The organism is Pseudomonas sp. RIT-562, from assembly GCF_026241895.1.
In the GTDB taxonomy this organism is placed as follows: Bacteria; Pseudomonadota; Gammaproteobacteria; order Pseudomonadales; family Pseudomonadaceae; genus Aquipseudomonas; species Aquipseudomonas mandelii_F.
Genome location: NZ_JAPJIV010000038.1, coordinates 15800 through 30015, shown reverse-complemented (window position 1 = coordinate 30015; position 14216 = coordinate 15800). Strand labels below are relative to the sequence as shown.

Sequence of the window (14216 nt, the reverse complement as noted above, 5' to 3'; positions counted from 1 at the left end):
AGACCGCCATCGCCGGCAAGCCGGGCTCCTACGGATTTGCGCCGAGCCGTTAGTCCGCGTACACCCGAATCACCCGTAGGAGCCTGGCTTGCCAGCGATGGCGTCCGCAAGATCGCCATCGCCGGCAAGCCGGGCTCCTACGGATTTTCGCCCAGCCGTTAGTCCGCGTACACCCGCATCACCCGTAGGAGCCTGGCTTGCCAGCGGTGACGTCCGCAAGATCGCCATCGCCGGCAAGCCGGGCTCCTACGGATTTGCGCTGAGCCGTTAGTCCGCGTACACCCGAATCACCCGTAGGAGCCTGGCTTGCCAGCGATGGCGTCCGCAAGACCGCCATCGCTGGCAAGCCGGGCTCCTACGGATTTGCGCCGAGCCGTTAGTCCGCGTACACCCGCATCACCCGTAGGAGCCTGGCTTGCCAGCGATGACGTCCTCATGATCGCCATCGCCGGCAAGCCGGGCTCCTACGGATTTGCGCCGAGCCGTTAGTCCGCGTACACCCGAATCACCCGTAGGAGCCTGGCTTGCCAGCGATGGCGTCCGCAAGACCGCCATCGCCGGCAAGCCGGGCTCCTACGGATTTGTGCCACTATCTGCGGCCGCTAAAACCGATACTCCGCCGGAACCTCGCGCTCGATGAACTGCTGCATGTGTTCCAGGAAGGCGATCTGCATTTTTGACGCCGGTCCCTGGATCGGCAGCAGCATGTTGAAGTCCATCTCTATCGCCGGCTCGAACGCGCGGAACACGATGCCGGTGCCTCGATACTCGACGGCGCTGATGGCGTCGACCAGCGCGACGCCCAGGCCTTGTTCGACGAATGCGCACATTGGCACCGACAGCTGCGTTTCCAGGCGCAACTCGCGTTCGACTCCGTGGGCGGCAAATATCGAATCGATGTGCTGCCGCGAACCGATGGATTGCGGATAGGAAATAAACGCTTCGCCTTGCAGGTCTTGCGGTTTGATCGTGGTCTGTTCCTGCAGGCGATGCCCGGCAGGCAGGGCGCACAACATCCGGGTCGCCAGGAGCTTTTCCGCGCGGGGGCTGGGGTAGGTGTTGGGCAGCACGATAATGCCCAGGTCGCAGCGCTGGCCCACTATCAGGTCCACTACCTCGCGCGACGACAGGATCACCAGGGTGATCTGCACCTGGTCATGCTCGGCCATGAAGGCGGCAATGGCCCGGGGCAGGAAGGACAGGCCCATCGCCGGCGCGCAGGCGATGTGCAGCGAACCACGCTTGAGGCTGAGAATATCCTGCGCGGTGCGGGCGATGCGCTCCACGCCAATCAGTGAGCGCTGCACTTCCTGGTACAGCGTCATCGCCTCGGGCGTAGGTTGCAGTCGGCCTTTGATGCGGTCGAACAGGCTGAAGCCGATATCTTCCTCAAGGCTGGAAATCAAACGCGTGGCGGCAGGCTGCGAGATGTGCAGCATCTCGGCGGCGCGGGTCACGGTCTGCCCCAGGATCACGGCGCGAAAGGCTTCCAGCTGGCGAAGGTTCATTGGCAGTTCCCCTGCGAAAACCCATAACAAAAAGACATGGGCTTGCCAAAATAAAGCATTTTTCAAGCGCTTGTCAGCTCTCTAGGATCTTCTTCAACGAGTTTTCAAGGCCGGGAGCCTGCGCTGAAGGCCCATGCTTCAGCGTCCGAAGAGTGATTGCAGACTCATGCATAAAGCTGATGTGGTGATCGTTGGAGGTGGTTTGGTCGGGCTGTCCGTTGCTTACGGGCTGGCCATGCTCGGTCGCCAGGTCAGCGTCCTTGATGAGGGCGACGACGCGATTCGTGCTGCGCGCGGCAACTTCGGTTTGTTGTGGGTGCAGGGCAAGGGCTACGGCATGAGTGCCTACGCACAATGGACCCGCGAATCGGTGGCGCTGTGGCCACGGTTCGCCGCCGCGTTGCACGCGGACACCGGCATCGACCTGCACCTGCGCCAATCCGGCGGCTTCCAGCTGTGCTTGAGTGACGACGAAATGGCCGAGGAGAGCCGGCGCCTGCACTGGCTGCGCGATGCCCTGGACGGTGATTATCCATTCGAACTGCTCGATTCGGCGCAACTGCGTAGCCGCCTGCCAGGTGTCGGCCCAACGGTAGTCGGTGCCTGTTTTTCGCCCATGGACGGTCACGTCAATCCGCTCAAGCTATTGCAGGCGCTGTACGCCGGTTGCCGCCAGCGCGGGGTCAGGATCATCAACGGTCATCGCGTCAACGCTATAGAACCGAGCAGCTCGGGCTTTGAACTGCGCGCCGGCGAGCACCGCTGGTGTGCCGGGCAGTTGGTGTTGGCCGCCGGGCTGGGCAATCGTGCGCTGGGTGCGGAGCTGGGCATGGACGTGCCCGTCAGCCCCAATCGTGGACAAATCCTGGTCACCGAGCGACTCAAGCCCTTCTTGCATTACCCCACCACCTACGTGCGCCAGACCGATGAAGGGACGGTGCAGTTGGGTGACTCCCACGAGTGCGCAGGATTCGACGACGGCACCGGCAGTGAAGTGATGGCAACCATCGCGCGTCGGGCCGTGCAGTGCTTTCCCCGCTTGGGCCAGGTGCGCCTGGTGCGGGCGTGGGGCGCATTGCGGGTGATGAGTGCGGACGGTTTTCCCATTTATGAGGCATCGAAGGCTTGTCCCGGCGCGTTTGTGCTCAGTTGTCACAGCGGCGTGACGCTGGCGGCGATCCACGCGCTGCGCCTGGCGCCGTGGCTCGCCGGTGAGTTCGACGACCCGTCGGTAGCGCCGTTTGGCCTGCAGCGCTTCAGTCGTAAACCGGAGGTGCACCATGCCAGCTGAGAGTTTGTTTCGGGGGCTGGGGCCTGCAGAAAACATCGTGCAAATCCAGTTTGAAGGCCAACCTTTGAACGTGCCGGCGGGGATTTCCCTCGCCGCCGCGTTACTGCTCTGCGGCATCACCCATACCCGCGAAAGCGCCGTCAGCGGCAGGCGCGGCGCACCTTTTTGCATGATGGGGGTGTGCTTCGAATGCCTGGTCGAGGTGGATGGGCAGGCCAATTGTCAGGCGTGCCTGCTGCCGGTTCGAGCGGGCATGCGGGTTTTCAGGCAACGGGGTGCTCGCGATCTGCAGGACGGTTTTGAAGAGGTCGCTGATGAGTGAGTTTGACTTGGTTGTGATCGGTGCCGGTCCGGCAGGCATGAGCGCAGCACTTGAGGCCAGGCGGCACGGCCTGACGGTGGCGGTGCTGGATGAGCAGGCCAGTCCCGGTGGACAGATTTATCGCAACGTCGGCAACGCGGATGCGCGCAGTCGCAACGTGCTGGGCGATGACTATGCAGCAGGCGCGGAATTGGTCGCGGCCTTTCTCGCCTGCGGCGCGCATTACCTGGCCAACGCCGCCATCTGGCAGGTGACGCCGCAGCGCCATGTGCACTACCTGATTGATGGTCGCGCCGAAATCCTGCAAGGCCGTCACCTGCTGATTGCGACCGGTGCGTTCGAACGATCGATGCCTGTTCCGGGCTGGACCTTGCCGGGGGTGATGACGGCCGGGGCAGGGCAGATCCTGCTGAAAAGTGCCGCCCTGGTACCGGTGGGGCCGGTGGTGCTGGCCGGCTGTGGGCCGCTGCTGTATTTGCTGGCGGTGCAGTACCTGCGAGCCGGCATTGCCCTCGCAGCGCTGGTGGATACCAGTGGCCCTGGCGATCTGTTGCGCAGCTGGCGCAAGGTTCCCGGTGCGCTGCGCGGTTGGCGTGACCTGCTCAAAGGTATGCATTTGCTGCGCGAATTGAAGCGCGCCGGGGTCAGGCATTTTCGCAATGCGCGAGATATTCGCATCGAAGGAGACAGCCAGGCTCGTGCCTTGAGTTTTGTTAGTGACGGTCGCCATTGGACGCTGCCTGCATCGTTGGTGCTGCTGCATCAGGGCGTGGTGCCCAACACTCAGGTCAGTTGGTCGCTGCGGCTGCAGCATGACTGGTGTGAACAACAGTTGTGCTGGATGGTGCGCCGCGACAGCGAGGGTGAAACCAGCCTGCCCGGGGTGTTCATCGCCGGTGACGGAGGAGCCATCGGTGGCGTTCACGCAGCCTTGCTGGAAGGTCGCCTTGTGGGCTTGGCGGTGGCTGCCCGTTCGGGGAAAGTCGATGCACAGCCATTACGCCAACGTGCCGAACCCTTGCTCACGTTACTGCAGCGCCAGCGTGCTGCGCGACCGCTGATCGATGCGCTGTATTGGCCGCAACAGCAAAACCGGATTCCCGCCGACGAGGTCATCGTCTGTCGTTGCGAAGAAGTCAGCGCCGGTGCGATTCGCCAGTACGTAGAGCTCGGTTGCCTGGGCCCGAATCAGACCAAGGCCTTCGGTCGCTGCGGCATGGGCCCTTGCCAGGGCCGGCTGTGCGGGCTGAGCGTCAGTGAAATCATCGCCGAGCAGCGCCAAGTGCCCGTAGCCCAGGTCGGCTACTACCGAATCCGCTCGCCACTCAAACCCATCACCCTGGCCCAATTGGCCACCGAGATTCCTCACCTTCAGGAGCATTCATGAGCAGTATTCAACGCATCGAAAGCAATCCCCGCTTGAGCCGCAGCGTGGTGCACAACGGCGTGGCCTGGCTCAGCGGCATCGTCGCCGCTGACTGCAGCCAGGACATTCGCGGACAGACCCGCCAGGTGCTGCAACGAGTCGATGAGCTGCTGGCGGCGTCCGGCAGCGACAAGAGCCGCCTGCTCAGCGTGCAGATCTGGATGAAGGACATGACTGCGGACTTTTCCGGCATGAACGAAACCTGGAGCGCTTGGGTCGATGCCGGGCAAACGCCGGCACGGGCCACCTGCCAGGTGATGTTCGACGACCCGCAGATCCTGCTGGAGCTGATCGTCACCGCCGCGGTCTGAATCAACTTGCTGGAACCGCTGCGCGGGCCGGTGCCTGGCGCAGCGATGGAGTAGATGACCCGCAGAGTCGCCACTCCCGCACGCTCACATTGCCGCTGCCATAACGGACGTCTTCGATCGCGGAGCGCCCGACATAAACAACATCGCATCTGGAGCTATGAATGAACGTAAAAAGCGTTTTCCTGAAAGCCGGTCTGATTTCGTTGCTGGCAGTGTGTGCCAGCCAGGCGGCAGAGCAACCGTTGCGCCTGGGCATCGAAGCGGCGTACCCGCCGTTCGCTTCGAAGACCTCGGACAATCAGATTGTCGGCTTTGACTACGACATCGGCCAGGCCCTGTGTGCCGAGATGAAAGTGCAATGCGTGTGGCAGGAACAGGAGTTCGACGGGCTGATTCCGGCGCTGAAGGTGAAAAAAGTCGATGCGATCATTTCGTCGATGTCGATGACCCCGGAGCGGATGAAATCGGTCGACTTCAGTAACCGCTACTACCGCATTCCGGCACGCCTGGTGTTCAAGAAGGGCAGCGGTATTACCGACATTCCTGCGCAACTCAAGGGCAAGCGGATCGGCGTGCAGCGCGCGACCAACTTCGATCGCTACGTGACCGAAAAATTCGCCCCGGCGGGTGCCGAAGTGATTCGCTACGGCTCGCAGAATGAAGTGTTCCTCGACCTGCTGGGTGGGCGCCTCGATGCAACCATGGCGAGCTCGGTGGTCGTCGAGGAAAGCCTGCTGAAACGCCCGGAAGGGCAGGACTATGAATTCGTCGGGCCAAGCTTCACCGAGGAGCAGTTCTTCGGTAGCGGCATCGGCATCGCGGTGCGCAAGAGCGATCCGCTGGCCGGACGTTTCAACCAGGCCTTGGCCAGCATCCGGGCCAACGGCACCTACGACAAAATCCGTCAGAAGTACTTCGACTTCGATATTTACGGCGAGTAGTGCCCAAGGAAGCGTCTCAGGACGGTTGGCTGGGCTACGGGGAACACATTCGGGATGGGTGACACATAAAAAAACCCGCCATTGGCGGGTTTTCAAAAATGGGGTGAATCAGGCACTGGCACCAGTCTTGGCATCTTTTATACTCTTGGCTTCTTCGAGCACCTTGCGTTGGCTGTCAATCGCAATCGACGAAGCCAAACTGTAAAGTGCCATTTTTTCAGCTTCAGAGCTGTTTCTAAAAAAGTGTGAGAGCGGACTAATGGCGGCCGTTGAATTCTTTTTCATGACCTATGCCTCGGTTAACATCTCATCTAGCTGATTGGCAGAGTATCCAATGGTAACCAAAGCGTCAATTACGGCCTCGTCTGCATTCAATTCGACGTGAAGATTGCCTCCATCGGTGTCCTTGATGATGACGTCGACGCGAATTGACAGACGATGGGCTCGTTTCAAGTCCAACACGGCCTGCTTGGCCGCAAACATCTGTCTGATGAACTCGGCCTTCGGGATGCTCCTGCCCTCGGTTAGCTCCCGTGCTTTAACGAACTCCCAGGCAAGCAGCGGTTGCTGATAAACATAAACGACGCCTACGAGACGATTGTGGTGCAACGATCGCTGTACGTTACGGCGACCCACGTCGACGTTTGACAGGGTCCCGTCAAGCAGGAATGACTGGCGTTGCGCAAGCACGAGATCGTGGAGTCGCTCGACGATGGTGTTCACTGCCCGTTGGAATAGTCGCGAATTATTTCCACGATATTCGGGAAAGAAGCTTCTCAGATCATCAGGATCGATCCGAAGCGCTTTGGCTCCCGCCTCATTCATCACGGAGGTTAGAGCCCTTGAAACCTCAGTCTTTCCTGCACCAGGCGACCCTGCCATGAATATGGAGACGGGTTGTTCCTCTCCTGGATAGCTGTGCAAACATGCCAGCTCTCGGGCAATTCGTGTCCTGTTCGCTTTGGCGAAGGCGATGGCACGCACTTCAATTGCCAATTCGTCATCAGTCATCATCACTTCCATTCGAGCGCAGATCCTAACCTGGAAGATCGGCCTAAAAATTCGGCTAATCGGCAGAGGAGGGGGAAGCGCCTGACCCGCATTGTTGTGACGAGCGGTAGCAGCCCAGGCACTCACTATTTTTTGACAGCAGCCGATAACTCCCTATAAGGCCGATTTGCCTCAACGAATAGCGTGACTATATGCCGAACGATCTACCTGCTGTCACCTGCGCTTCGTCCAATCGCTCAAGCGTGGCGCTGGCCCGTGGCTCGCTGTTGAAGTTTGTTGGCCTGCTGGCGGCGGTGTTTTTACTCGCCAGCGGCTCACTCATTTACCTGGCGCACGACCTGGACCGGACCGAGGGCGCCGAAAGTGCCTTCTACACCCGCAAGGCTGTGCAAGCGCTGGAAAAATCACTGCGCACAACGGTCAAGGACTACGCCTTTTGGGGCGATGCATACAAGCATCTGCATGCCAAAGTGGATCCGGACTGGGCCTTCGTGCGACAAAACGTCGGCCCGACGCTGTACGCGGATTTCGGCTTCCAGGGTTTGTTTGTCGTCGACGCCGCCGATCACACTGTGTATTCCGTTATCGAGGGTGAGCTGCAGGCCGTCGCGGCCAGCGATTGGTTGCAACAGTCCTTGCCAGGGATTCTGGACCAGGCCCGGGCAGGCGCGGAGTCGGAAACGACTGCGACGGCATTTATCAATATCGCCGGAGCGCCCGCCCTGGTTGCTGCCGCAGCCATCACGCCGGGCACTGATCCGACCGTGGTCCCTGATGGCAGGCAACCGTCGGTGTTGATCTTCGTGGACGTCTTTACCGATGCCAAGCTGACGAAGATGGGCGAAGAATTCGGGATCAACCAGCTACGAGTCGCCACCCCCGATGAAACGGACTCGGTGCTTGCGCTGGGCGACGATGGTTCGGCGGGCAGCCTGCATTGGCGTCCTGCCACACCCGGTGTGCGATTGCTGGGAGTGGGCTTGCCATTTATCGGTCTGGCGGCGCTGCTGGTGTGCCTGATGACCTGGGCCATCCTGCGGCGCACCACCGCCGGAGCACGGGTGCTGGATGCCAGTTTTGCGACGCTCAAAAGCAGTCAGGATGCGCTGGCCACCAGCGAAGCGCGGTTTCGCGATGTGGTAGAAGCCAGCTCGGATTGGGTGTGGGAAATAGACACTGGCTGGCGTTTCACCTATCTGTCGGATCGCTTTGAGGCAGTCACCGGCCTCTCTGGAAGTACCTGGATCGGTGAACCGATCAATGCGCTGCTCAGCACTGAATTAGGTACGCTGACCCAGTGGCTCAGCATCCCCAATCGCCGTCCGGACATCAGCATCCTGTGCTATTTCGTCGACAGCAAGGGACGCCAGCGCATCACTCGGCTGTCCGCCCGGGATATGGCGGGCAAGGGCTTTCGCGGTACTGCCACCGACGTCACCGAGGAGGTCGAAGCCCGACGCCGTATCGAGTTTCTCTCGCAGCATGACGCCTTGACCGGTTTGCCCAACCGGACGCGCCTGCGGGAGTTCCTCGACGGCAAGCTCAAGGCCGTGCCGACGGCGGCGCAACCGCTGGTGATGCTCAGCCTGGACCTGGATCGATTCAAACCGGTGAACGACTTGCTCGGGCATGCGGCAGGTGATTTTGTGCTTAATGAAGTATCGAGCCGCCTGGCGGATTGCATCCGCAACGGCGATCTGGTGGCTCGGGTGGGCGGTGACGAGTTCGTGCTGATCCTCACCGATGTCAGTTCCCAGGACGAAGTGGAAGCGCTCTGTCAGCGCCTTATCGAATCCATCGAAGGGCCGGTGGTGGTGGGTGAGCAGGAGGTGTTTGTCAGCGCCAGCATCGGCATCGCCATGGCGCCAAACGATGCGAGCGAGGCGGCTGAACTGCTGCGCTATGCGGATATCGCGCTGTATGAGGCCAAGGCGGCAGGCCGCAATACCTGGCGTTTTTACGCCGGTGACATGAACGCTCGGATCATCGAGCGTCGGCGCCTGGAAAATGACCTGCGGTTCGCGATCAAACACGGCGAGCTGAAGCTGCATTTTCAACCCCGCTACCGCATCGCCGACGGGCAGATGGTGGGGGCGGAAGCCTTGGTCCGCTGGCAGCATCCTGAGCGTGGGCTGGTGCCGCCGGACGTCTTTATTCCGATTGCCGAGGAGTCGGGGTTGATCCTGTCCCTGAGCAACTGGGTGCTCGGCACCGCCTGCGATTGTGCGGTGCAGTGGCCGGAGCATTTGTTCGTATCGGTCAACCTGTCACCTACCGAATTCAAGCGCGGCAATCTGGTGGAGCGCATCCAGAAGTCCCTCGATGATTCCGGCATCGACCCCGGCCGAGTGGAGCTGGAAATCACCGAAAGCGTGATGCTCGAAGATGCCCCTGGCGCACTGGACGTGATGCGCACGCTCAAGCGCCTTGGCGTGCGGATTTCCATGGACGATTTCGGTACGGGCTACTCTTCGCTGAGTTACCTGCGGGCATTCCCGTTCGATGGCCTGAAGATAGACCGCAGCTTCTTGAACCGGTTGGATGAAAGTGAGGATGACAAGGCGATTATCCGCGCGATCGTAGGCTTGGGGCGCGCCCTGTCGCTGACGGTGACGGCGGAGGGCATCGAGACGGCCGAGCACCTTGATTTGCTCAAGGCGGTGGCATGCGATGAAGGGCAGGGGTATTACCTGAGCCGACCGCTCGACGCCGATTCGTTTAATGATCTGGTGTCTGTCACCGCGTAGCCTGAAGCCTTTACTTGTACGAGTAAGAGCGTTCACTGATAGAATGCGACAAATTCTCATTTGTATCTATCCTATCCCGTGCACTCGACTTCATCGGCAAACCTCAACCGGCATCAGTCCATCGATCAGCTCTACGGCCACCACCACGGCTGGCTGCAGGGCTGGCTGCGCAAGCGCCTGGGCAATGCCGCGGATGCGGCGGATCTGGCCCAGGACACGTTTGTGCGGCTGCTCGGTAGTACGCCTGGCGAGCCGCTTAACTTCACGACGCCGCGCGCCTACCTGGCCACTATCGCCAATCGCTTGAGCATCAACCTCTACCGTCGCCGCTCTCTGGAGCAGGCCTACCTGGCCGCGCTGGCGCAGACGCCGGATGAGCTGGCGCCGTCGCTGGAACACCAGGCGTTGGTGCTCGAAGCCCTCGATGAGATCGACCAGGTGCTTGCCCTGTTGCCAGGCAAAACCCGCCAGGCCTTTCTGATGGCGCAGGTGGAGGGTTATACCCAGGAGGAAATCGCCAGCCGGCTCAATCTCAGCGTTCGTTCGGTGCAGCGCTACCTGGCGCGGGCTTTCGAAGAATGCATCGTGCTCGCCAGCCAAGGCGCGCTGCATGAGTAATACACCCATCGACCGGCGCATTGCCCGTGAAGCGGCTGGCTGGTTCGTGCGCTTGCAGAACGATGGCGCCAGCGCCGCCGAGCACGCCGCCGGCGCCGAGTGGCGGGCGCGGCATGTTGATCATGAGCGGGCTTGGCAGCTGGCCGAGCGCTTCAGCAGCCAGGCCCGGCAGCTTTGCGCAGGTGCCGGACGGGCAGCTCTGGAGCGCCCGCGCAGCCTGGAGCGTCGCAAGACGCTCAAGACCCTGGCGTTGTTGATCGTCGGCGTCCCGCTTGGTTTCACCGCACAGCGCTGTCTGCCATGGCGCGAGTGGCAGGCGGACGAGCGCACCGCCACGGGTGAACAGCGCACACTGCAGCTGCCGGATGGCGGACAGATTCGCCTGAACACCGGCAGCGCTGTCGATATCGCCTACGACGACAACGTTCGTCGAGTGCGTCTTATCGCCGGCGAGATGTTCGTCGAGGTTCCCCGCGAGCCCGCCAGTCGTCCGTTCATCATCGATACCGCCGAAGCGGAAATCGCCCTGCTGGGCAGCCGCTTTCTGGTCCGTCAGTACCCGCGCAGCACTTACCTCGCCGCGCTGGAGGGCGCGGCGCAAGTGCGTCCGCGATTGTCACGGGGTGACGACGGCCAGTTGCATCTGGCGGCCGGCCGGCAGACCCATATCTTCCCCCAGGCTGCGGAGCCCTCAATGGCACTGGCGCAGCATCGACTCGACTGGCTTGGCGGGGTGTTGCGTGCCGACAAGATGCGCCTCGATGACTTCATCAGCGAGCTGGGTCGCTATCGACCAGGCCTGTTGCGTTGTGATCCGGCAGTGGGCGCCTTGCGGATCTCCGGCGTCTTCCAGTTGCGTGACACCGAGCAGGTTCTCCACGCCCTGAGCCAGACTCTGCCGGTAAACATCAACTACCGAACGCCCTATTGGGTCACCCTCACCGCGCGCGCGAATACTTAATAAGAATCATTGTCGTGTTTTCCTCAGGTTGCGTGTCCCTGCTGTAACTACATCAATTTCACAGGGCAGGGACGAACACATGGCAACAAAGCTGGGCATGCAACCACTGGCGCGGGCTGTACATGCTGCCGCACTGGGTCTGATCATCGCAGGCGGCAGCCTTTGCGCTGCCTCCCAGGCCGCCGAGCAAGGCGCTCAACAAAACCGTACCTATCATGTGCCAGCCGGTGACCTGAGCAGTTCACTGTCCGAGTTCGCCAGCCAGGCGGATATCACCCTGCCTATCGAACCGGGTTTAGTGGAAGGGTTGCGCAGCCCGGGTCTGAACGCTGCCACCAGCGTGGCAGGTGGCTTGCAGCAACTGCTGCAGGGCACCGGCCTGCAAGCTTCACCGCAGGGTAGCGGGCTGTACCTACTGACGCCGCAGCAGGCCGGCAGCAGTCTGGAACTGGGGGCTACCAGCATTAACGGACAGCACCTGGCCGCGACTACCGAGAACAGCGGTTCCTACACCACCGGGACCATGCAGACTGCCACCAAGCTGCCCCTGACCTTGCGCGAAACGCCGCAGTCGGTCAGCGTGGTCACGCGCAAGCGCATGGACGACAAGGCTATGACCAGCATCAGCGATGTCGCCAAAAGTGCGCCGGGCATTTTCCTCAATAACTCCGGGGGGGTAGGGCGGCCAAATTTCAGCGCGCGCGGATTCGACATCGACAACATCATGTACGACGGTTTTCCGACCAGCTTCCTGACCTACCTGCCCAGCGGCGAAGCCAACCTGGCCATGTATGACCGGGTCGAAATCGTTCGTGGCGCCGCCGGGCTCGCCCAGGGCGCGGGCAACCCCGGTGGCGCCATCAACCTGGTGCGCAAGCGCCCGACCCATGTATTCCAGGCCACGCTCACCGGCAGTGCCGGGAGTTGGGACGATTATGCCGGCACGCTGGATATCGGCGGCCCACTCAATGAAAGCGGCACCCTGCGTGCGCGTACCGTGATATCGCGCCAAGACGCCAAAAGCTTCCGCGACTCGGTGGAAAGTGATGCGGACCTGTACTACGGCGTGGTCGACGCCGACCTGAGCGAAAGCACCACCCTGACCCTCGGTGCCTATCGGCAGAAGAACCATACCAACTACATCTGGGGCGGTTTGCCCATGGCCCGTGGCGGTGGACATCTGGGGCTGCCACGCGACACTTTCCTGGGGCATGACTGGGAGTACTCGGACAATCGCACCACCGGCTATTTCGCAACCCTGGAGCACGCCTTCGCCAACGACTGGACGCTGCGCGCGGCCGCCATGCAATCGAAGACCGACACCGATGTGCTGGCCTCTTCGGTGTGGGAATACAATCGGCACTATCTGTGGACCGAGGCCATGGAGCAGAAGGAAACCGGCTACGACCTGGCACTCAGCGGTCCCTTCCAGATGCTCGGTCAAGAGCATGACCTGACCCTGGGCGTGAGCAGGCGCGAGCTGGATTATCGTTCCGGTGACGCCTGGAGCAATTTCATCGACGCGGGCAGCAATCTATTCGAGTGGGACCCGCGTGGGCATGCCAAGCCGGATTACGTCACTGGCGATAACGGCCTCCCCGAGACCACCACTCAGGACAGCGTCTACGCCAGCACCCGCCTGCGTGTGACCGAGCCACTGTCGCTGATTCTCGGCGGCCGTCTGGACTGGTACGAATTCGATGACAGCGCAAACAGTGAGAGCAATTACAAGATCACGCGCAACCTGACCCGTTATGCCGGCGTGGTCTACGACCTGGACGATCATCACTCGGTCTATGTCAGCTACACCGATATCTTCAAGCCGCAAAGCAGCAAAGGCCTGGACCACAAAGTGATCGCCCCGGTGGTGGGTGAGAACTATGAACTGGGGATCAAGGGCGAATACTTTGATGGCGCACTAAACGCCAGCATGGCGGTTTTTCAGATCGATCAGAACAATCGTGCCCAGGAATTGCCTGAATCCAAAGGCTGCGGTTCCGGCGCCGCCAGCGCGTGTTATGAAGCCGCGGGCCTGGTGCGCAGCAAGGGCATTGACCTGGAAATCCAGGGCGCTGTGACCGACAACTGGCAACTGGCCGCCGGCTACACCTACACCCAGACCAAATACGTCAGCGACGCCAACGCCGCCCGCGAAGGCGAGGACTTTGACCGCGCCAAACCGCGACAGCTGTTCAAGCTGGCCACGATCTACAACCTGCCCGATGAACTTCAACGCTGGCGTATTGGCGGCGATATCTACCAGCAGAGCCGCATCCGCACTTCAGGAGGCTCCGGCGCCACTGCCTGGAAAAACCAGCAGGGCTCGTACACGGTGGTCGGTCTGGTGGCAGGCTTCAAGGCCAGCGAACAACTGGATCTGCAGCTCAACGTAAACAACCTGTTCGACCGCACCTACTACAGCAGCGTGGCCAATGGAGCCTATAGCCCGTACGACATCTATGGCGACCCACGCAACGTAAAACTCACCGCGCGCTACAGCTTCTAATGGGGGAGGATTTATTGTTAAGACTGGTTGTTTGGTAGTGTCGCGACTTTGCTGAACTCTCGGCAACACGGATGGGGAGGCTGAAGCTAGGGCGTAACGCCCTAGCGGATAGCAGGTATCACTTCTTCTTTTTCGCCGGTTTATCTGCCTTGTCGGATTTCTTGGCCTTGTCTGGCTTGCTATCGGCCTTCTTTGCCTTCTCTGGCTTGCTATCAGCTTTTTTGGCAGATTTCTTTGGTTCGGCATCTTTCTTCTTGTCTTTCTTATCGGAAGATTTCGAAAGAGCCGAGGCCGCCGCTGATTTCTTGGCCGGCGATGACTTTTTGTCTTTCAAGTCCTTGCTGGCTTTGGAAGCTTCATCTTTGCTTTTCTTCTCGTCTTTAGCCACGTCGAACACCTCTGGGAGTATGCCGGTATTGGCACTGTGCCTGTGCAATTGTTCACAAGCTGATCATTAGGCGAGCGCGTGCTAAAGCGGTTCAAATTTTTTTGCTGTGACGAGTCGCGCAGAGCAGCATCCGCAATGCAGCGCAGTGCTGCCTGACTGGGTGGTTGTCGGTCGAGTAGGCCCGGG

13 protein-coding genes are annotated in these 14216 nt (G+C 60.9%); 9 read left to right on the top strand and 4 right to left on the bottom strand.

Annotated elements, in window-relative coordinates:
• Positions 1–602 precede the first annotated feature (602 nt).
• On the bottom strand, positions 603–1508 hold the full coding sequence (locus tag ORL50_RS28360) for a LysR substrate-binding domain-containing protein (protein WP_266019973.1): 906 nt from the start codon (positions 1506–1508) through the stop codon (positions 603–605).
• A 166-nt stretch (positions 1509–1674) separates the two neighbouring features.
• Between ORL50_RS28360 and ORL50_RS28355 the strand changes: the two genes are divergently transcribed.
• The 5 genes from ORL50_RS28355 to ORL50_RS28335 all read left to right on the top strand — a co-directional run bounded on the left by ORL50_RS28355 (position 1675) and on the right by ORL50_RS28335 (position 5799).
• On the top strand, positions 1675–2799 hold the full coding sequence (locus ORL50_RS28355; RefSeq protein WP_266019971.1) for an NAD(P)/FAD-dependent oxidoreductase: 1125 nt from the start codon (positions 1675–1677) through the stop codon (positions 2797–2799).
• Complete coding sequence (locus ORL50_RS28350) at positions 2789–3121, top strand: (2Fe-2S)-binding protein (protein ID WP_266019969.1); 333 nt, start codon at positions 2789–2791, stop codon at positions 3119–3121. The genes ORL50_RS28355 and ORL50_RS28350 overlap by 11 nt, the downstream gene beginning before the upstream one ends.
• Positions 3114–4508, top strand: coding sequence for an NAD(P)/FAD-dependent oxidoreductase (locus ORL50_RS28345; protein WP_266019967.1), 1395 nt, complete (start codon positions 3114–3116; stop codon positions 4506–4508). The genes ORL50_RS28350 and ORL50_RS28345 overlap by 8 nt, the downstream gene beginning before the upstream one ends.
• A complete protein-coding gene (locus ORL50_RS28340) occupies positions 4505–4858 on the top strand; it encodes a RidA family protein (protein WP_266019966.1) in 354 nt (117 codons plus the stop codon). Before ORL50_RS28345 ends, ORL50_RS28340 begins: the two co-directional genes overlap by 4 nt.
• 161 nt (positions 4859–5019) lie before the next feature.
• Positions 5020–5799: an ABC transporter substrate-binding protein gene (locus tag ORL50_RS28335; protein WP_266019964.1), complete on the top strand. Its 780-nt coding sequence runs from the start codon at positions 5020–5022 to the stop codon at positions 5797–5799.
• A 108-nt stretch (positions 5800–5907) separates the two neighbouring features.
• Here the strand turns inward: ORL50_RS28335 and ORL50_RS28330 are convergent, their stop codons facing one another.
• Both ORL50_RS28330 and ORL50_RS28325 read right to left on the bottom strand, forming a co-directional pair.
• Positions 5908–6084, bottom strand: coding sequence for a hypothetical protein (locus ORL50_RS28330; protein WP_266019962.1), 177 nt, complete (start codon positions 6082–6084; stop codon positions 5908–5910).
• A 3-nt stretch (positions 6085–6087) separates the two neighbouring features.
• Positions 6088–6810 (bottom strand): zeta toxin family protein, encoded by a 723-nt coding sequence (locus ORL50_RS28325; RefSeq protein ID WP_266019961.1) that lies wholly within the window; start codon positions 6808–6810, stop codon positions 6088–6090.
• A gap of 191 nt (positions 6811–7001) precedes the next feature.
• On the opposite strand from ORL50_RS28325, the gene ORL50_RS28320 reads away from it, so the two are divergent.
• The 4 genes from ORL50_RS28320 (at position 7002) to ORL50_RS28305 (ending at position 13642) form a co-directional block, all read left to right on the top strand.
• Complete coding sequence (locus tag ORL50_RS28320) at positions 7002–9557, top strand: bifunctional diguanylate cyclase/phosphodiesterase (protein ID WP_266019960.1); 2556 nt, start codon at positions 7002–7004, stop codon at positions 9555–9557.
• A gap of 78 nt (positions 9558–9635) precedes the next feature.
• Positions 9636–10175, top strand: coding sequence for a sigma-70 family RNA polymerase sigma factor (locus tag ORL50_RS28315; RefSeq protein ID WP_266019958.1), 540 nt, complete (start codon positions 9636–9638; stop codon positions 10173–10175).
• The gene (locus ORL50_RS28310; RefSeq protein ID WP_266019957.1) at positions 10168–11136 is read left to right on the top strand and encodes a FecR domain-containing protein; all 969 of its coding nucleotides are present in this window, start codon (positions 10168–10170) and stop codon (positions 11134–11136) included. Before ORL50_RS28315 ends, ORL50_RS28310 begins: the two co-directional genes overlap by 8 nt.
• Before the next feature lie 79 nt (positions 11137–11215).
• Positions 11216–13642, top strand: coding sequence for a TonB-dependent siderophore receptor (locus ORL50_RS28305; protein WP_266019955.1), 2427 nt, complete (start codon positions 11216–11218; stop codon positions 13640–13642).
• A 118-nt stretch (positions 13643–13760) separates the two neighbouring features.
• Here ORL50_RS28305 and ORL50_RS28300 read toward each other — a convergent pair whose 3' ends face one another.
• Complete coding sequence (locus tag ORL50_RS28300; RefSeq protein ID WP_266019954.1) at positions 13761–14030, bottom strand: hypothetical protein; 270 nt, start codon at positions 14028–14030, stop codon at positions 13761–13763.
• Positions 14031–14216 lie beyond the last annotated feature (186 nt).

What these genes read in the sequence shown, in the direction of transcription:
- ORL50_RS28325 (WP_266019961.1), bottom strand. Translation starts at nt 6,810, where the DNA reads ATGACTGATGACGAATTGGCAATTGAAGTGCGTGCCATCGCCTTCGCC.
- ORL50_RS28335 (WP_266019964.1), top strand. Translation starts at nt 5,020, where the DNA reads ATGAACGTAAAAAGCGTTTTCCTGAAAGCCGGTCTGATTTCGTTGCTG.
- ORL50_RS28305 (WP_266019955.1), top strand. Translation starts at nt 11,216, where the DNA reads ATGGCAACAAAGCTGGGCATGCAACCACTGGCGCGGGCTGTACATGCT.
- ORL50_RS28330 (WP_266019962.1), bottom strand. Translation starts at nt 6,084, where the DNA reads ATGAAAAAGAATTCAACGGCCGCCATTAGTCCGCTCTCACACTTTTTT.
- ORL50_RS28310 (WP_266019957.1), top strand. Translation starts at nt 10,168, where the DNA reads ATGAGTAATACACCCATCGACCGGCGCATTGCCCGTGAAGCGGCTGGC.
- ORL50_RS28345 (WP_266019967.1), top strand. Translation starts at nt 3,114, where the DNA reads ATGAGTGAGTTTGACTTGGTTGTGATCGGTGCCGGTCCGGCAGGCATG.
- ORL50_RS28360 (WP_266019973.1), bottom strand. Translation starts at nt 1,508, where the DNA reads ATGAACCTTCGCCAGCTGGAAGCCTTTCGCGCCGTGATCCTGGGGCAG.
- ORL50_RS28320 (WP_266019960.1), top strand. Translation starts at nt 7,002, where the DNA reads ATGCCGAACGATCTACCTGCTGTCACCTGCGCTTCGTCCAATCGCTCA.
- ORL50_RS28340 (WP_266019966.1), top strand. Translation starts at nt 4,505, where the DNA reads ATGAGCAGTATTCAACGCATCGAAAGCAATCCCCGCTTGAGCCGCAGC.
- ORL50_RS28355 (WP_266019971.1), top strand. Translation starts at nt 1,675, where the DNA reads ATGCATAAAGCTGATGTGGTGATCGTTGGAGGTGGTTTGGTCGGGCTG.
- ORL50_RS28350 (WP_266019969.1), top strand. Translation starts at nt 2,789, where the DNA reads ATGCCAGCTGAGAGTTTGTTTCGGGGGCTGGGGCCTGCAGAAAACATC.